The sequence below is a fragment of the Enterococcus mundtii genome (assembly GCF_002947535.1).
Classification (GTDB): domain Bacteria; phylum Bacillota; class Bacilli; order Lactobacillales; family Enterococcaceae; genus Enterococcus_B; species Enterococcus_B mundtii_B.
Genome location: NZ_PUAP01000013.1, coordinates 1 through 18,979 on the forward strand (window position 1 = coordinate 1; position 18,979 = coordinate 18,979).

14 protein-coding genes and 4 pseudogenes are annotated in these 18,979 nt (G+C 36.0%); 11 read left to right on the forward strand and 7 right to left on the reverse strand.

Annotated elements, in window-relative coordinates; translation table 11 throughout:
- From CUS89_RS03725 to CUS89_RS03735, 3 genes and pseudogenes are all read right to left on the reverse strand, one after another.
- A pseudogene (locus CUS89_RS03725) lies at positions 1-429 on the reverse strand (primase C-terminal domain-containing protein); the annotation flags it as partial.
- 592 nt (positions 430-1,021) lie between these two features.
- On the reverse strand, positions 1,022-1,447 hold the full coding sequence (locus CUS89_RS03730; protein ID WP_104871092.1) for a hypothetical protein: 426 nt from the start codon (positions 1,445-1,447) through the stop codon (positions 1,022-1,024).
- A gap of 16 nt (positions 1,448-1,463) precedes the next feature.
- Positions 1,464-2,276: a ParA family protein gene (locus CUS89_RS03735; RefSeq protein WP_029486053.1), complete on the reverse strand. Its 813-nt coding sequence runs from the start codon at positions 2,274-2,276 to the stop codon at positions 1,464-1,466.
- A 603-nt stretch (positions 2,277-2,879) separates the two neighbouring features.
- On the opposite strand from CUS89_RS03735, the gene CUS89_RS03740 reads away from it, so the two are divergent.
- From CUS89_RS03740 to CUS89_RS03750, 3 genes are all read left to right on the forward strand, one after another.
- Positions 2,880-4,259 (forward strand): Y-family DNA polymerase, encoded by a 1,380-nt coding sequence (locus tag CUS89_RS03740; RefSeq protein ID WP_104871093.1) that lies wholly within the window; start codon positions 2,880-2,882, stop codon positions 4,257-4,259.
- The gene (locus CUS89_RS03745; RefSeq protein ID WP_005237743.1) at positions 4,243-4,749 is read left to right on the forward strand and encodes a hypothetical protein; all 507 of its coding nucleotides are present in this window, start codon (positions 4,243-4,245) and stop codon (positions 4,747-4,749) included. Before CUS89_RS03740 ends, CUS89_RS03745 begins: the two co-directional genes overlap by 17 nt.
- A 91-nt stretch (positions 4,750-4,840) precedes the next feature.
- A complete protein-coding gene (locus tag CUS89_RS03750; protein WP_002287938.1) occupies positions 4,841-5,431 on the forward strand; it encodes an SOS response-associated peptidase in 591 nt (196 codons plus the stop codon).
- A gap of 16 nt (positions 5,432-5,447) precedes the next feature.
- On the opposite strand, the pseudogene CUS89_RS16310 reads toward CUS89_RS03750, so the two are convergent.
- Positions 5,448-5,647: pseudogene (locus tag CUS89_RS16310) on the reverse strand (hypothetical protein); the annotation flags it as partial.
- 143 nt (positions 5,648-5,790) lie between these two features.
- Here CUS89_RS16310 and CUS89_RS03760 point away from each other — a divergent pair.
- The 5 genes from CUS89_RS03760 to CUS89_RS03780 all read left to right on the forward strand — a co-directional run bounded on the left by CUS89_RS03760 (position 5,791) and on the right by CUS89_RS03780 (position 12,028).
- On the forward strand, positions 5,791-6,264 hold the full coding sequence (locus CUS89_RS03760; RefSeq protein WP_029486057.1) for a CopY/TcrY family copper transport repressor: 474 nt from the start codon (positions 5,791-5,793) through the stop codon (positions 6,262-6,264).
- 3 nt (positions 6,265-6,267) lie between these two features.
- Entirely contained in the window at positions 6,268-8,724 is a 2,457-nt protein-coding gene (locus CUS89_RS03765; RefSeq protein ID WP_086269505.1) for a heavy metal translocating P-type ATPase, read from the forward strand.
- Positions 8,725-8,810: 86 nt separating this feature from the next.
- On the forward strand, positions 8,811-9,017 hold the full coding sequence (gene tcrZ, locus CUS89_RS03770; protein ID WP_002294571.1) for a copper chaperone TcrZ: 207 nt from the start codon (positions 8,811-8,813) through the stop codon (positions 9,015-9,017).
- 138 nt (positions 9,018-9,155) lie between these two features.
- Positions 9,156-11,258: a copper-translocating P-type ATPase TcrB gene (tcrB, locus tag CUS89_RS03775; RefSeq protein ID WP_086269506.1), complete on the forward strand. Its 2,103-nt coding sequence runs from the start codon at positions 9,156-9,158 to the stop codon at positions 11,256-11,258.
- A gap of 131 nt (positions 11,259-11,389) precedes the next feature.
- Entirely contained in the window at positions 11,390-12,028 is a 639-nt protein-coding gene (locus tag CUS89_RS03780; protein ID WP_225620708.1) for an adenylate kinase family protein, read from the forward strand.
- 946 nt (positions 12,029-12,974) lie between these two features.
- Here the strand turns inward: CUS89_RS03780 and CUS89_RS03785 are convergent.
- Entirely contained in the window at positions 12,975-13,664 is a 690-nt protein-coding gene (locus CUS89_RS03785) for a class A sortase (protein ID WP_002337548.1), read from the reverse strand.
- 2 nt (positions 13,665-13,666) lie between these two features.
- Positions 13,667-15,034 (reverse strand): peptidoglycan DD-metalloendopeptidase family protein, encoded by a 1,368-nt coding sequence (locus CUS89_RS03790; RefSeq protein WP_104871094.1) that lies wholly within the window; start codon positions 15,032-15,034, stop codon positions 13,667-13,669.
- Between the two features lie 272 nt (positions 15,035-15,306).
- Here CUS89_RS03790 and CUS89_RS03795 point away from each other — a divergent pair.
- Positions 15,307-15,528: pseudogene (locus tag CUS89_RS03795) on the forward strand (NusG domain II-containing protein); the annotation flags it as partial.
- An 11-nt stretch (positions 15,529-15,539) separates the two neighbouring features.
- Here the strand turns inward: CUS89_RS03795 and CUS89_RS03800 are convergent.
- Positions 15,540-16,666 (reverse strand): IS3 family transposase gene (locus CUS89_RS03800; RefSeq protein WP_104871095.1). Its coding sequence is split into 2 segments (ribosomal slippage): positions 15,540-16,438 and positions 16,438-16,666, totalling 1,128 coding nucleotides; the frame shifts between segments, so codons are not numbered across the junction.
- Between the two features lie 80 nt (positions 16,667-16,746).
- Between CUS89_RS03800 and CUS89_RS03805 the strand changes: the two are divergent.
- Together CUS89_RS03805 and CUS89_RS03810 are read left to right on the forward strand one after the other, a co-directional pair.
- Positions 16,747-16,962 (forward strand): annotated as a pseudogene (locus CUS89_RS03805) (NusG domain II-containing protein); the annotation flags it as partial.
- Between the two features lie 201 nt (positions 16,963-17,163).
- Positions 17,164-18,447 carry a type II restriction endonuclease gene (locus tag CUS89_RS03810; RefSeq protein WP_086269509.1) on the forward strand — a complete coding sequence of 428 codons (1,284 nt, stop codon included), beginning with the start codon at positions 17,164-17,166 and terminating at the stop codon, positions 18,445-18,447.
- Positions 18,448-18,979 lie beyond the last annotated feature (532 nt).

The following is an 18,979-nucleotide window of genomic DNA, read 5'->3' on the forward strand; positions in this document are numbered from 1 at the left end:
AAATCCATGCGGTGTACGTAGAATCATTGTAGGCATAAAGCCAATCTCGTGACTGGCCAAGATAATTTCTCCATAGTCAAAGTTTGGATCCAATGTGTCAAAATCAACAAAGAATGTATTGATTTGACGTAAATTGTCCTCCGAGTGGCCTTTTGTAAACATTCTGGCTTCATCAGCATACGTTCCATAGCGAAATACATTTGGGGTCCAATGAGTGAATCGATTATTGTTTTCGATCACCCCTTCTTCTGAAGTGATCACTAGTCCAATCCCCTCGATCATGTGTTCCTTTGAACGGTACGCAAAAATAGCCCCCTTCCCCGACTGATCACTAAAAGAGACCGGTTTTAGGTGGCTGTTTTTATATTTGAATTTACGGATACCATTTTGTAATACCGTCGAATAAACGACATCCAAAGAAGCTGCCATGACTGTTATTCCTTCCTAAACAAAAAGAGAACACAAATAATCTTAAAGATTTGTGTTCTCTCAATGGCTTAGAAGTCTCAAATGAATGACAAAATAAGCGTATATATATTGAGTTGCTCGTCAAAAAATGGTAAAATAAACCTATAGGTTCGGATTGGTAGTCCGAATAGATTTATTCAAATCACATAAGTGGTTTCCAGCCACTTACATAATTTCCATGAGACGAGCGAGAACACATAGTTGTTGTATGTGATTCAGATGAAGAAGTGAGGCCAAATTCACTTTTTTATCCGTCTCTTTTTTATATGTATTATTTATTTGAATATAACAAAACAGTTAAATTTGTACAAGAAGAAATTTTTATAAAGTATAAGTTATACTTAAATAAACCTCATATAAGTTATACCTAATTAGATATTATTGTATATCTTATACTTTAAATCCCTTCATTAGGTAATAAAACGATACCTTCAAAATAAGCTTTCCCTGACAACAGATATTTTTTTACGCCAAAACATAAAGTATAACTTATACTTTATGTTTTGGTAATCAGTAATAACTTATACTTTTATTGTTGGATGGCTTAAAAAAATTAAAGCTTATCAAATGCATCTTTTATTTCTTCTCTCAAGTGTTCCTCTTTCGCCACACCTAATTTTTGTGTAATATATGCTTCCGATAAAGTGTCAATAAGTTTTTCAAAGGTAATCCTCCCCTGCACTGATTGAAGTTCCTCAACGTAATCTTGTAGTACGTTTAATTTTGACTCCAAAGCAGGAGATATTTTTTTTGGTTTTGTAACTTTAAATCTCTCATCTGTAATTTCTATAGGACGTCCTCGTTTTTTACTTGCTGCTGAAGTAGTCGCTTTTGGTTTCTTATTTATCAAAGAAGAGTGTCCAAATTCGTTTTCTCCTCTAATTGATACAGATTTTTTCTTTTTTATTCCTGGCTGTAAGAGCCCAGCATATTCTGTATCAACTTTGGTATCAACATTAAATTCTTTCCTTTCACTCATATTCTTTCCCTCCTAGCTATTCTTCAAATATCTTTCTGCGTGATTCAAGTTCGGCAAGTATTTTTATAAACGGTTCATGTGCCCTATAGTCCCATTGATCATAATTTCCGTTTCGATACTTTTTCAAAGATATCCCTTCTCTTGAATAACGTTTTAGTCGTTTTTGGAAATTAACAATATTCTTCGATACAGCGGATCCATATAAATCTATAGCCTCGCTCAATACACTTTTATCTAAATCATCGTCTGGTTCAAGCATGCATGCAATTATAGAAATCACTTCAAGGTCAATATCGTAGTTGTTAATCATAAATTTTTGGTACCCAACATATTTTCCAATTCCATCTAACGATTCCTCTTGTGTTTGAAAAGCTATTATACTGTAATCAGAGGCCGCCATAGCATTATCTGAATATGCACTAATAGTTGGAGGTACATCAATAAAAATAGTCTCATAATTTTCTTTGATAGGTTCTAATAATTTTTCTAAAACCATGATTTGTTCTTTCTCATCTTCAAAGTTAGCAATAACATAGTTAGAAAACGATCTAAAACTTGTATCACATGCAATTAAATCTAGATTTTCCATAATCGGCGTTATACAAATTGAAAGGTCTTCTTCGTTGATCCCATCTACTATTGTTTTATCAATATGATCTAAGTCAACAGTTCTTGCTAATATTTGTGAAGCGTTGGCTTGCGGATCAATATCTATTACCAGTGTTTTTTTCTTATTTACTACAGCATTATCAAAAGCTAGCATTGTAACTATCTTGGTTTTTCCTACTCCACCTTTAAAGTTCCCGACTGTATAAGTAGTTGCTGTCATATTTTTACCTACTTTCTTTTATCTTTATTTAAAGTATAACTTATATATTCGTTTTAATCAATATTTATTTTATACTTTATATGTCGATAAAAAGTATAAGTTATACTAAAAATATTTAATATATCTGCTATATTTCATTTAATAGCAGATCCATACTACAAATCCCTTGAATTACTGTTCTGGCTGACGAAAAAAAATCACTCTGATAAAATTTCAGAATAACATTTATGGTATAAGTTATACTAGGATAAACGTATATCTTATACTTTATTATTTAATGTATAAGATATACTAAATATATTTAATATATTTGCTATAATTTAAGTTAATAGCAGATATATACTAAAAATCCCTTGAATTACTGTTCTGGCTGACGAAAAAAATCACTCTGATAAAATTTCAGAATAACATTTATGGTATAAGTTATACTAAAACAAACGTATATCTTATACTTTATTATTTAATGTATAAGATATACTATAATTAATTAGCAAATAATCTATGATCCTGTTTTTAATCATTTAATTTCCTTGACTAAAAAAACGAACATGTGTTCTAATATGTATATAAAACGTATCTTTTTTTTAGAAAAGGGGATTTATCATGGCTATGCAATTTGGCGTAAATCCAAGGTTTGACTATACTAAAGAACCCTCACGAGATATTCTCTGTATCGACTGTAAGTCATTTTATGCATCCGTAGAATGCGTAGAAAGAGGACTAAATCCTTTAAAGACAAAGTTAGTGGTCATGTCCTATCCTTCGGACGATCCTTCTCAGCGAGGAAGTGGGTTAATCCTGGCATCGAGTCCGGCCGCAAAAAAAGCCTATGGAATTTCTAATGTCAGTCGATCACGAGATCTTCCTTTTCCGTATCCGGAAGACCTCGTGATTGCACCACCGAGGATGGCACTATATATGAGAAAGAACATGGAGATCAACAATATTTACAAGAAGTATGCTGATGAGCAAAATCATGCCGTATACAGCATCGATGAGAGCTTCGTGGACGTCACAGACTCATTAAAGCTGTTCGGTGCAAAGGACGCAAGAGAGCTGGCGAGAATGATTCAAACAGACGTTTATCGACAAACTGGAATCTTCACAACGATCGGGATAGGTGACAATCCGCTCTTGGCCAAGTTCGCACTAGACCTCGAAAGCAAAAAAAATTCAGATATGAAAGCAGAATGGCGCTATGAAGACGTTCAGCAAAAGCTTTGGTCAGTAGAAAACATTACAGACGTTTGGGGTATCGGACGTCGGACTGCAATCAGACTGAATCGAATGGGTATATTTACTATGCATGATCTGGCACACGCAAATTACTATCAGCTGAAGCAAAATTTTGGTGTCTTAGGTACTCAACTATATGCACACAGCTGGGGCGTCGATCGATCATTCTTAGGTCAGAAATACAAAGTAAAATCTAAGTCGATAGGGAACAGTCAGGTGTTAAACCGTGATTATACACGTCGAAATGAAATAGAAATTGTAATCAAAGAAATGGCTGATCAAGTAGCAACAAGATTGAGAAGATCGGGAGCTAAAGCTGAAGTCGTTTCTTTGTGGATCGGATTTTCAATGGGCTACGTCGATCAATCAGGAATTCGAGGATTTCACCAGCAAATGAAGGTGCCAGCAACTAATAGCAGCAAACAAATAGCAAACTACTTACTACAGATATTTGATCGTCATTACAAATACCAGGACATTCGAAATGTGGGAGTAAACTGTTCAAAGCTCGTTTATTCTAATGCTTTGCAGCTTGATCTCTTTGAAGATCCGGACGAGCAAGTAAAAGACTTAAAAATCGATTATGTGGTAGATACTATACGCAAAAAATACGGGTTTAAGTCGATCGTTCATGCAAATAGCATAATGGAAGGTGGACGTGCGATCGCTCGCAGCAGCCTTGTCGGAGGGCATGCAGGTGGTATGTCTGGACTTGAAGGTGCTGAAGGTCATGGTAAAACGTACTAAGAAAACTTTTACGGACTATAATCAATACAAAGATCGACCATTCGGATTGAAGTGGGCAACGGCTTACGCCATGGATGATTTGATGAAAGGTATCTTAGAAAACGAAGCCTGGGCTACAAAAGAAGTTGTTGGTTTGGATTTAATGAACCGTGAGGAAATCGACGCAATTCTATCAGAATCGTTCCTTTATCACAAGCCTATATCGCTGCAATTAAACACTAAAGACGAATTTGGGCGATTTTTGGATCCTGTCGAAGGACAATTTCTTGGTGAAGCATATGAAGATTATTTTGTACTCAATGAACAAGCGATCAATTGGACAGATGTCCGACATGTATCCATAAAAAAAGAGGAAAAATGGTTTAATGTTGATTATTTTCAGGACAGAGAGTCTTCTCGCAACAAACAAAAGAAAAAAGCGAGTAAAATAGAAAAAGAGATTGAGCTAATCAAAAATGAGTATTATCAGGACTTTGCAGACGACGATTGAAGATCATTGTCCATCATTTAACTTTGAAATTGTCTTAGAATGGCTCTGTGGCACACGATTTTTAAACAGATCAGAAAAGGAGAGGAAGAATATGTGTGGAAGATATTTTTTTGATTTATCATCAAGAGAATTGAAAGACTATTATGATCAAGTGATTCCCAATGCTACCAGCAAGCAAATTCGAGTTGGATACAATGAAATTTTCCCTTCAAATCATGTTGTGACCTTAGCAGTCAACCAGGAATCAAAAATTGTTCCTGGCGTTACCAAGTGGGGATTCCATGGATTTAAAAAAGGCCAGCTCATGATCAATGCACGGGCGGAGACAGTGGAAGAAAAGAAAACTTTCTCAAAAGCCTTCAGAGAAACACGTTGTGTATTCCCTCTTTCTGGATTCTACGAATGGGATTCCGAAAAGCGGAAACTATTGTTTACTTCAAGTGAGAGTGACGTTTTTTATTTAGGCGGCTTTTATCGCATTCATAAAACTGGTGCAGGTTTTGAAACGGAATCGATCATAATGACGACCAAGCCTAATGAATCGGTTTCATCTATCCACGATCGTATGCCGCTGATCATCCAGAAAGATCACATTGAGAAATGGATCACTGAGCTAGATTTTGCACGAAACTATCTTACAGCTGGCATGCCAGAATTATGTCGCACTGAAGTAACAAAATAAAAAAAGAGCGAATCTTTCATAGATTCGCTCTTTTTTCATTGCTATGTTTAATTTTATCTAGTATCACTTCTATGTTTCAAAGGTATCTATATCTAACTGACACAATCAAAGCAGATACTTCTTTTCTTTGTAACTCCAGTCAACAGCGGGGTAGGAGGAGATCAGATTTTTGTATCTAGCTTTTTGCTCATTTGAAGCTAGTTGCCAACGCTTCTTTTGAGTTTACTCTTGATTCAGCCGTTTTAAGGAGACAAAAACTTTGATTTTTTTATAGAAATAAGTTGTTGACAAATTGCGTTTACACATGTAAATTGATCTTATAATAAACAGTTTACGAGTGTAAACGAGGAGGATGAAAGATGGTTGCTACAGTCTTACCGCCCCACGTAACAGATGCTGAATGGGAAGTCATGCGCGTGGTATGGGCAAATAAAAAAGTCACCAGTAAAGAAGTTATCGCTATTTTGGAAGACAAAATGAATTGGAAACAGGCTACAATCAAAACGCTATTAGGCCGATTGGTAGAGAAAGGTGCATTGTCTACTGAGCAAGAAGGGAAGAAGTATATCTATTCCGCAAAAATTGAGGAAAATGAGACCATAAAAGATTACACAAATGATGTTTTTAGTCGGATTTGCAATAAAGAGGTAGGTTATGTAATTGAAGGTTTAATTGAAGATCACATCTTGAGTTTCGATGATATACGGCGCTTGGAAAAAGCTTTGGAAATGAAAAAAAAATCTGCTGTAGAAGAAGTTAGTTGCCACTGTGCGCCAGGGCAATGTGAATGCAATATGAAACACCATGGAATGAAGATGAGAGGAATGGAATAAAAGATGGAAAATAAAACATTTACCATAGAAGGCATGACTTGTGCTTCTTGCGCCCAAACAGTAGAAAAAGCGACCCAGAAGTTATCAGGCGTAAAAATCGCTAATGTGAATTTTGCAACGGAAAAAATGAGCATTCAGTTTGATGAGGCGTCACTTTCGGAGGCTGACATTCAAAAAGCCGTTTCAGATGCAGGATATGCTGCAATACCTAATACCGTAAGGAAGACTTTTAATCTTGAAGGTATGACTTGTGCTTCTTGTGCACAAACCATTGAAAAAGCTACTCATAAACTTACCGGAGTAAATACGTCATCGGTAAACTTAGCCACGGAAAAAATGGTGGTAGAGTATGATCCAAGTAGGTTAAATATTTCCGATATCACTCAGGCCGTATCCGATTCGGGATATGAGGCACATGAAGAGAGAGCAACTGCGGACACGGTGGACTTAGACCAAGAAAAGAAACAGAATGAAATCAAGAGCCTCTGGAAGAGATTTTTGATTTCGGCCATCTTTACAGCCCCATTACTTTATATCGCAATGGGTCATTTGGTAAATGCGCCCCTACCTGCTTTTATCGATCCGATGATGAATCCGGAAAATTTTGCTATCATTCAACTCTTGCTGACGCTTCCGGTTGTCGTGGTCAATAAAAAAATTTACCAGACTGGATTCAAAGCGTTGTTTAAGGGACATCCCAACATGGACTCATTAATCGCTTTGGGAACAAGTGCCGCTTTCCTTTACGGTGTATTTGCAACGGTCATGATTTTCTTGGGAGAGGCATCTTATGCCAACGAATTGTATTACGAAACAGCGGCTGTTATTCTAGCCCTAATTGTTCTAGGGAAGTATTTAGAAACCCTGACTAAAGGGAAGACATCTGAAGCCATTAAGAAACTGATGGGATTGGCTCCAAAAACAGCACTGGTAGTACGAAACGGAAAGGAAATAGAGATTTCGATTGATGAAGTGGCAGTGGGTGACATCGTTGTTGTGCGCCCAGGTGGAAAAATGCCTGTGGACGGTATGGTAACAGAGGGGTTGACGTCGGTAGACGAATCCATGTTAACTGGTGAAAGTATCCCCGTAGAAAAATCGGTAGGGGACGCGATTATTGGAGCAAGTATCAACAAAAACGGTACGATTCATTATCGAGCCACAAAAGTTGGGAAAGATACCGCACTATCTCAGATTATTAAACTAGTAGAAGACGCGCAAGGATCTAAAGCTCCGATTGCTAAGATGGCAGATATTATTTCCGGTTACTTCGTACCAATCGTTATTGCGATTGCAATCCTTTCTGCGCTTGCGTGGTACTTTGCTGGACAAACAGGGGTATTCGCGTTGACCATAGCCATTTCGGTACTGGTGATTGCGTGCCCATGTGCACTCGGGTTAGCTACCCCTACAGCAATCATGATTGGAACAGGGAAAGGTGCCGAACATGGCGTATTGATTAAGAGTGGGACAGCATTGGAAACAACTCATAAACTGAAGACCATTGTTTTTGACAAGACAGGAACCATTACAGAAGGAAAGCCTAAGGTAACAGATATTATTACTGCAAAAGGGATCTCTCAAGAGGAACTCTTGATGTTGGCGGCTTCCGGTGAGAAAGGTTCTGAACACCCACTAGGGGAAGCAATAGTTAAGGATGCAGAAGAAAAAGGATTGTCTCTGAAGAAAACTGAAGCTTTTGAGGCGATTCCGGGTCATGGAATCGAGGTAAAAATCGACGGAGCTACCCTTTCGTTGGGTAACCGAAAACTGATGGATGAGCGAAATGTCCAACTAGGCAAGTTGGCGAAGGTATCCGATGAATTGGCTAGTCAAGGTAAAACGCCAATGTACATTTCCAGAGGTAGTGAAATTCTCGGAATCATTGCGGTCGCCGATACGGTAAAAGAGAGCAGCCTACGAGCCATTGAAAAGTTGCATAAGATGGGCATTGAAGTAGCCATGATTACTGGTGACAACAAACGAACGGCAGAAGCAATTGCAAAACAGGTGGGAATCGACCGTGTATTGAGCGAAGTTTTGCCGGAAGATAAAGCTAACGAAGTGAAAAAGTTGCAGGATGAAGGCAAAAAAGTAGGTATGGTAGGCGATGGAATTAATGATGCTCCTGCACTTGCGCAAGCCGATGTAGGAATTGCCATTGGATCTGGTACGGATGTAGCGATGGAATCAGCAGATATTGTCCTAATGCGTAGTGACCTCATGGATGTCCCTACGGCTGTGGAATTGAGTAAATCTACCATCCGAAACATTAAGGAAAACCTGTTTTGGGCATTTGCGTACAATATTTTAGGTATTCCCTTCGCGATGGGTGTAGTTTATGCCTTTGGCGGTCCATTGCTTAGCCCGGTTATTGCAGCAGGGGCAATGACTTTTAGTTCTACTTCTGTTTTATTAAATGCATTACGCTTAAGACGATTCAAACCAGCAGTTGTTTAGAAAACACGTAGCTTATCTGGGATTTAAACTTCTTCCTATTCTATATAATAGGAGAAGATAAAAAAAAAAAAAAGGGGAATAAAATAATGAAAAAAGAAGTCTTATTAGATGGCGTAAAATGTGCAGGTTGTGCGAACACGGTACAAGAAAGATTTTCAGCTATTGAAGGGGTTGAATCTGTAGAGGTTGATTTAGCGACTAAAAAAGCAGTACTTGAAAGTCAAACAGAGATTGATACCGAAACGCTCAATGCTGCTTTAGCAGAAACTAACTATTCAGTATTAAGTGCATAAAGTACGAATACCATTTATTCATAGATAGTAGATAGAGATAAAGTATAGAACCCTTTTCATGAGAATTATATGCAGTGTTAGATGAGAAAGTTCTAAAACTTTAAAATCAGTCTCTAATATAATAAGGAGGAATTAAAAATGAGGAATAACAAAAAACATTCGTCACATAGTCATCATAATCACGGCGACATGGATCACTCAAAACACGACCATAATGAAATGGAACATAGTCAGATGGATCACAGCAAGATGAATCATAGTGCGATGGATCACAGTGAAATGGATCATGGCGCAATGGGAGGGCATGCCCACCACCATCACGGTAGCTTTAAGGAGATTTTCTTGAAGTCACTCCCATTAGGAATTGCAATCTTACTCATTACTCCTATGATGGATATTCAGTTGCCTTTCCAAATTATCTTTCCTTATGCAGACGTTGTAGCAGCTGTATTGGCAACAATTCTATACATTTTTGGCGGAAGACCATTCTTCATGGGTGCGAAAGATGAGTTTAATTCAAAAGCTCCAGGCATGATGTCCTTGATTACTTTGGGAATAACGGTTTCTTATGCCTATAGTGTTTACGCAGTGGCCGCTCGATATGTGACCGGAGAACATGTCATGGACTTCTTCTTTGAGTTTACAACGTTAATTTTAATCATGTTATTAGGACACTGGATTGAAATGAAGGCATTGGGTGAAGCAGGGGACGCGCAAAAAGCATTGGCTGAGTTGGTGCCGAAAGATGCTCATGTTGTTTTAGAAGACGATTCGATTGAGACTCGTCCAGTTGCTGACTTGCAAGTAGGTGATTTGATTCGTGTTCAAGCCGGAGAAAATGTTCCAGCAGATGGAACGATCCAGCGTGGCGAATCACGTGTAAACGAAGCGCTTGTGACTGGGGAATCGAAACCAATTGAAAAAAATCCCGGAGATGAGGTCATCGGTGGATCAACCAATGGTGGCGGAGTCCTCTATGTGGAAATAAAACAGACGGGCGATAAGTCCTTCATTTCTCAGGTTCAGGCATTAATCAGTCAAGCTCAAGGCCAATCTTCACGAGCAGAAAATCTTGCACAAAAAGTTGCAGGATGGCTCTTTTATATTGCGGTTATTGTAGCTCTTATTGCCCTTGTCATATGGATGGTTATAGCTGATGTACCAACGGCAGTTATTTTTACAGTCACCACATTAGTTATTGCTTGTCCGCATGCCCTGGGGCTGGCTATTCCATTGGTGACTGCTCGTAGTACCAGCTTAGGGGCCAGTCGGGGATTATTAGTGAAAGACCGGGACGCTTTGGAGTTGACTACAAACGCAGATGTTATAGTTTTAGATAAAACTGGAACTTTAACAACTGGTGAGTTTAAAGTATTAGATGTTGAACTCTTTAATGATAAATATACGAAAGATGAAATCGTTGCCTTATTGTCAGGTATCGAAGGTGGATCTAGTCACCCTATCGCTCAGTCAATTATTAGTTACGCAGAACAGCAAGGGATACGTCCAGTAAGTTTTGATTCGATTGATGTTATTTCTGGCGCTGGTGTAGAAGGTCAAGCTAACGGACATCGTTATCAATTAATCAGTCAAAAAGCATATAGACGTAATCTGGATATGGATATTCCAAAAGGAGCAACCCTCAGTGTCTTAGTAGAAAACGACGAAGCAATCGGTGCTGTAGCTTTAGGGGATGAATTAAAACCGACAAGTAAAGACTTAATACAAGCCCTTAAAAAGAACAAGATTCAGCCGATTATGGCAACGGGTGACAATGAAAAAGCGGCTCAAGGAGCTGCAGAAATTTTAGGTATTGATTATCTAGCTAATCAATCTCCTCAAGACAAATATGAATTAGTTGAAAAACTTAAAGCAGAAGGAAAGAAAGTTATCATGGTCGGTGACGGGGTCAACGATGCACCTTCTCTTGCATTAGCAGACGTTGGTATAGCTGTTGGTGCCGGAACTCAAGTAGCATTGGATTCAGCCGATGTCATCTTGACACAGTCAGACCCTGGCGACATTGAATCCTTTATCGAGTTGGCTCAGAAGACCACACGTAAGATGAAAGAAAATCTTGTTTGGGGAGCAGGGTATAACTTTATCGCGATCCCAATAGCTGCAGGAATACTAGCACCAATTGGCATAACATTAACTCCAGCAGTCGGTGCCGTCTTGATGTCACTTTCGACTGTAATTGTTGCCATCAATGCTATGACATTGAAATTAGAGCCAAAATAAACAGTTATTTGGCACATGAAATAATTGAATGACCTTATCGTGTAAAAATACAATAGTTTCACAGGAAAGGAAGAGATGAAATAATTTAAAAAATCATCTCTTCCTTTTTTAGTTTATAAGGAGGAAAAATTATGAGGCTGGTCCTTTTAGGGTTACCTGGTGCTGGGAAAGGCACCCAAGCTAAAAGAATCGCAGAGGAGTACCACCTGACAGCTATTTCAACTGGTGAAATGTTACGAGAAGCAACCAAGGAGAAAGATACATTCGGACTCAGAGTGCAAGAATATATGAATAAAGGAGAGCTAGTTCCAGATGAGTGGATAAACTCATTGGTTAAGAGTCGCTTACAAGCAAAAGATGTTGAAAATGGCTTTGTTCTAGATGGTTACCCACGTACCCTTCAGCAAGCAAAAATGCTCGAAGCTTACCTACAAAGTCAGAATCAAAATTTAGGCGCTGTTTTCTTTTTAGATGTAAGTCAGGATACGTTAATACATCGGTTAGCGCAACGAGGGAATCTTCGTTCAAAAGAAAAACAAGGAAATTCCCAAATCGAATCAAAAAGGGAAAAAATTCGACTGGATGACAAACCAGAAGTGATTGAAAATAGGGGTTCTGTTGCAAGCTTTGAATTATATGTTTTCTGGTATAATGGCTGGCTATTTTTTAAATGTTATTTGGCTGGATGCTTTTTTCTTTTACCATTAATTATTGACGAGATCCACTTTTTCATTGAAAAGAACATTCTGCTGAAGCGGTACATTGTGTGAATTTTTCTGTTGATTGTTTCGAATTTTTATATTGCATATATGGTTACTTTTTTTCAGTTCTATTCTTTTTTGCTGTGGGGTATCGAAGGCATCTTCGAATTGCGGAATTTAGTCGAATGCTGCTAAAACTTACTGTTTATGCACTATTAGCGTTATTAATGACGGCTGCACTTATTCTCCCCACATTGTTCTACTTGACGTAAGGGATTCGAAACACTGTTCAAACGATAGAATCAACTTTTTTTACTAAATTCTTAGCAAAGATTTTTAACGGAGTTTATTTTAATCGAACCTTTGTTAATACAACAAAATCAGTTTATCCGCATATATATAGTGACATACAATCACTTGTAGTGGTACCGACTTTCTTTCTCTCAAAGCAGATTACTCGTCGAGAATGTTTAATCTATGGCATGCGTTTCTTTTTAGTTTCCTATGTATCTATTTAATGGCACGGGCTCTAGACTTAGGTTTATGGGATATGAAGAAAATACTAATCAGCTGAATTTTTTTGGTCAGTGATTCTAGGTTATTTGCTAGTAGTGTAGGAAATAAATTTTGCTTTATGGTTTTGGAATCAATTATTAATATTGCTACTTGCGGTCATTACGAGGATATTCCTTAGGAAAATCACAGTCTGAATCTTCCCTAGAAACTATAGAATGACAAGGGGGAGATGAGCAAATTCCTAATTGATTAAATAGGGTGCGTTACTAGTTAGCTCCATAGTAAGATTTTTTCAAAATTTTCTTGAGGTTGGATCAAAAAGGGCTCTTTTCAATTAGATTAAAAACACTCATAAAAAATAGGGAAACGAACTTATAATCGCGTTCGTTTCCCTATTTAATTTATTATGACCATAAAACAATTTGAATTTAGAAAGCACCTTCTTTCTTTGATAAAAAGTACTACTCGTAATCTGTCAGGACTGATAAGACTTTTTATATTAGCTAAATAAAGATTGGATATATTGATTAGCATTCTTAAATTCAACTGTATCGATCAGTGTGCCTTGTACAATCAATCTCGTTACAGCTTCCAAATCCCCGCATGTAACAAGAGTGATCATTTCTTTATTAGGAATATCATCAATGACTTCTACTTTTGATGGATCCACTTTTTCTTTCAAAGACACTTGGTAAATATAAATATTCTTTAAGTCTGTTACATATATTTTTTCTTTTAGAGAAATAAACTCTAATGGAGAAAATAATATAGTTTTATCTTTAGCACTATGGCTTGCTAAAGCATAATTTCGTTCTCCCATCTGCTGATTTGATTTCATTGTACCAGCCCCAGAAAGTAGTGAAATATTGTCTAAGCCTTTGTATATGGGTAAAGATAATTTTACATCGGGTATAGCGATACCACCTATTATAGGTAAATCACTATTTTTAAATTGTGCTTTTAATACTAACTCATTTGAAATAGATTCAACAGAATCAAAGTCAAAGTTTCCTTTCCTTTTCAGATTGTCTTCCAAATCTTTCTTTGAATAATTTGCTATGTCATATTGTTGAACTTGTTTATTCAGTAAGTAAGATCGAATTTGAAAATTAAATATTAAAACTAAGCCTATAAGAAAAATGGTAATTAAAAGTAAATTTAAAAAAATACGCTTGATTCTTTTTATCATTTTTAGATTCCTAGAAATGGGGCAGGATCTACGAATCCAGACCAATTTGAGCTAGTCGCTATTCCAAAATGTAAATGAACTCCAGTTGAATTTCCTGTAGTCCCCATGGTGCCAATGGTCTGGCCAGCACTCACTGATTGGCCTAGTGTAGCAATAAAATTACTTAGGTGAAGGTAATATGAGTAGTAGCCATCTCCGTGATCAACAATAATGTAATTACCTGCGGATCCATCAAAGGATGCCTGCACTACAGTTCCTGATCTAGATGCCATGATAGGCGTTGACGAAGTTCCACCCATATCTATACCATCGTGAAAAGATCCAGAGAATCCAGTAGGATCAGCTCTTCCACCAAATGGACTTGTGACAATAATGTTGGCTACGGGTGCGCCCCAACCAGAAGAACTAGGGCTTTGAACCTGATTATTATTGGAAGAATTATTGTTGTCTTGGTACTCATCTTGATTAACTGAGTTAGATTCTTTATCCGAAGTTTCATTTGTGATCTGTTTTTCTTCCTGCGTATCAGTATTTCCTTGATCTGTTCCTATGTCTTCGTTACCATCTATTTGTGATACTTCGTTTTTCTGATCTTTTATAATAGATGCAGATTCTTCCTCTTGAGCTTTTAAAATAGCCGCAGCTTCTGCTTCTTTTTTCTTTTCCTCTGCTAGGGCTTTAAGTTCCTCTTCCCTTCTTTTTTCTGCTTCTTGTTTTTGATTTTCAAATTTTTCTTTCTCGGATTGCTCTGTCGCCAAAGAAGCGGATATCTCATTAATTTTTATACTTTGATTCAATTTAGCTTCTATAAGATTTTTTTCTTTCTCTTCGAGAGAGCGAGTTTCCTTTTCCGCATCTATAACTTTTTTCTCAGCTTCTTTTTTTAATTCATCTAAACTTTCTTTATCATCTATCTGAGCCTGCATAATCTCATTACTAGCAGAAATAAGCTTAGTCATACCAAAGGCTGCTGTGACTGCATCTGATAATGATTCAGCGTTTACCATGACAGATATTATAGAGTCACTTTTTTGATTTACTTGTGCATTCCGAGCTTGTTCTTCGATAAGTTTATTTCTAAGGTGTATTTTTTCCTCAAGAGTAGTAATTTTTTGATTAATTTCGGTAAGTTTTTTCTCAGATGTGTTTTTTTCCTTTAGCACTTTTTGATATTCATTTTCTAGCTGAGTTATTTTGTTATCTAAATCAGTAAGATAAATTTTAGCTGATTTTTGATCTTTCACAATCGTTTCAATTTTATCATTTTTTTCTTTAATTTTTTCCTCAATAGTCTGCGCTTTAACTAATATACTATTACTAAAAAATAGCGAAAACACAATGACCGAGGTAGATATAATTATTTTTTTCAAATTGATTTTTCACTTCCCTTATTTTTAATTGTGAAGAAATATTTTACAAATATTCTCCTCTCTATTTTTATGTGTATTACAGGTTCTATTAGGAACTGAAATTGGAATTACTATACATAAAGTAATAGGATCCATATGCTACATTTCAATTTAATAGACAGATTTAAAATAACTAAAACTTATGGAGATTTTGTGGAGTAGAAACATATCTACATAAAATTCACACAACTGTAAAGTATGATATCAAAAGTTAATATAGGAGAACGAATTTAGTGGATAAAATATTGAGACTTACGAAACCTTGGGACTATCTCATTATTATTGGAGTCATTATGGCATCATTTTTACCATATTTACTATTTGATACTAATAAAAATGAAAATAATAGAGAAAGTAAAGATGTAATTGCAGTTGTTAAAATAGATGGAGAAGTCGTAGACAAATTTAACTTATCACAAGTTAGTGGATTTGAGTCAATATCTTGGACATATTTTAGTAGAGACTGTTACGTCATTTTTGCTTTTGCCAACTCTTCAAACTCCTGTGGGGTTAGATAGTGAATCGAGCTATGGATTCGATTTCGGTTATAAAACCCTTCAATGTAGCTAAATAGTGCTCGATTTGCTTCTTCAAAATCTGAGTAGCTAGTCGTGTAGACTTCTTCCTTTTTCAATGAAGCATGGAAAGATTCGATTCCAGCATTATCATAAGGTATTCCCTTTCTACTATAAGAATGCCTTATTTTGTTGGTTTCAAGCCATTGTTCCACTTCTCTGGCTGTGTATTGGCTACCCAAGTCAGTGTGTAGAATCATTCCTTCTGGAATGTCATACTGCATTTTTGCTTTGTTCAGCGTTTGAATGACACAATCCACAGTCATTCGTTTTGAAAATGTATAGCTAATAATCTTTTTCGTGTGTAAATCCATGATTGAAGATAAGTAACACCAACCATTTTTCTTAGTAGGAATGTAAGTAATGTCAGCTGCCCATTTCTCACAGATAGTCTTAGTAGAAAAGTCCTGATTTAAGAGGTTCTCTTTTGAAATAATCGGTCTATTAGATCTTTGAGGTCTATATTTTTTAACTACAATCGACCTTAAATTTAATTGTTTCATTAGCTTTTGGACATGTTTAAGAGACACTGAAATACCTTCTTTTAATAAAACTTGATGGATCTTTGTGGCGCCATAGCGTTGTTTATTCGTAAAAAAAATAGTTGAAATCTTCTTTTTCAACGTATTATTTCTGATTTCTGTAACTGTCAATGGTTTGTTCTTATAAAAATAATAGACACTTCTAGGGATTTCTAATAACCGACACAACAAAGAAACAGTGTAATCCTTACACCACTTTTCAATAAATTGAACAAGCGAATTTAGGTTTTTCGAGAGAATATGGCTACGGCTTTTTTTAAGATTTCAAGTTCCTCTTTCAAACGAGCATTTTCTTTTCTCAGTTCAGCCACTTCTTTTCCAGTCAGTCCTGTGGACTGATTAGGTAAATATAAATTCTTCCATTTGTAAATCGTTGCTTCAGATAAGCCATATTCTTTCGCCAACCCTCGAACAGAACGTCCAGTTTGATTCAGTTCAACAATCATCTGTTTAAAATTTTCTTTATATCGGGTCATAAAAATTCATCCTCTCGTAGATAAGTTTAATTTATTCTTGTCTCTACGAAAAGCTGTCTAAGATTTGATACTAACACCATAGTGAGTCTTTAGAAAAAACATATTATCCTCAAAAAGGGAAATACAATATTATTGAAGTAGCTCCAGGGAAAATTAGGGTAAAAGAAGATAATAGTCCTGATCAAATTGCTGTTCATACAGGCTGGATTAGTAGACCAGGGGAAATGAGTATATGTTTACCTCATAAATTGATTGTTGAAATTTTAGGAATAGAAGAGAATCCATTAATTTATTAGTATGACTAATAAATAATACAAATCCTACATTTACATTGATTACAGAATGGAGCCGAACTAGACTTTTAATAAGAAAAGTCATAGATATCAGGCCAAAGTAACTACTATCGTTATAATTGATTATATTAGGAATGTTGCATGTAGCACGTTTTATTAGAGATGACTAGGTTATAAAAATATTAATAATTGATATTAATAGGGATGGTGGTTATCATTACAGTGGATAATACTTATTTAACAGATGTATTTAATCAATACAAAACACGCGAAAATTTACTTTATCAAACTTGGTTTATAAAAAGTGAAAAACGCTTGAGAGCGTTTAAAAGAGTTAGAAAATATGTACAACTATTTATCAAACATGTCAATAACGGAACCTTTCCAACAGACTTTAAAAATTCAGCATTAGAGGACATAATGGATGTAATTGCAGAACAAACAGAAATTTTTAAAGGAGCCAAACATGCATTTATGTGGAAACCTAAATTGAGAATTCCAGATATTTATGAAAATAGGGAAAATCAGTTAGCTTTTTCACATTGTCTTGATCAAATTCTTAAAGCTAATCAAGAAATAAAAATGTTATTAACTGTAAATATTCTAACAGAAAAGAAAATCAGAGGGCTTGGTCCCGCTGTCGCAAACATTTTATATTTTCTTGAACCCACCATTTTTCCTCCTTTTAACACAGCTATTGTCAATGGATATAATTATCTAACGGGTTCAAAAATTCGCTTAGGTAAATGGGAAGACTATTTTAAACTTCGTGATGGTATGATTGAGCTCAACTGCAGAGGAGGACAATTTTCGAAAGATTTGGGTGCTATTTCAGCTTTTTTATTTGATATTGGTAAACTAAACTATATTGTTCGCGAAAATGAAGAGGAGTATATCAGAATTTCAGAAAGTAACACTCAGAAATTAATAAAAAAGAAGCTGGAAAAAGAAGATTCCAAAAATGTACACCAAAAAATCCAATATATCTTAGCTACTTTAGGTAATGAGATAGGTTATCATGCGTGGATTGCCTCAAATGATCATAATAGAATGGTAGATGGGAATCGCTTAGGAGATGTTTCTTTACCTCTGTTACCGGAAAAAATCTATCAATTACCAATTTCGTTAAGTAGGACAATTGGTTTGATTGATGTTATTTGGTTTTCAAAAAATGGGGAACCGGTGTGTGCTTTTGAGGTTGAAAAGTCGACATCAATAATTTCTGGGATGAATCGAATGGATGATTTGTATTCGATTCATCAAGAAAATTTGATGATGTATATCGTATCACCAAATCAACGTGAAGAGGAAATACGAGCACAATTTAATAGACCACATTATATGCGTAATCAAAATTTGCATGATCACTTGCGATACATTCTGTTTACAGATTTGGAGAAACATGCTAATTTTATGAAGAAATTTGGCAAAGATTTTACAATATTAGCCCCGATATCTCATTATCCAAGTGGTGAACTAGTTCGGTAGTTATTCTGGACAAAGAAGTTAAAATTAATACGTTTAATTATAGTATAAATAAGCATTTTGGCAGAATTAGAAATCAATCTTTCTTTTTTTTTCACGTAGTCCCCACATTTATAATGGTGCTCATTGCTATTGAATGTCCTGATAACATCAAGAAGAAAATCATCACATTAATGCTGCTCATGTTTCTATTTTAGTAACTTTTCGTTGAAGAAAATTGCGGATAGAGTGATTACTATCCATTCATAACCTAGAAATGTTATCTAAAAAGCTATTTTCCTTATATTCATCGGAGATAATGGTTTTATTTGCACTTAAAAAAGAAACAATAAATCTTACTTCTAGAATTTCTTGGTGTATGGAGTAGTCCATACACCAAGAAATGTTATGGACTCCTGGTGGAATGCATCGAGTGGATGGAATGATATGGATCATTTTCTTTGGTGTCAGAAATACATAAAGAAAGGTTATAAACCACGCATGCCTTATTCGTTTTATAAAGAGTAAAGTTAGACTAAATATTTTGATAGAACCA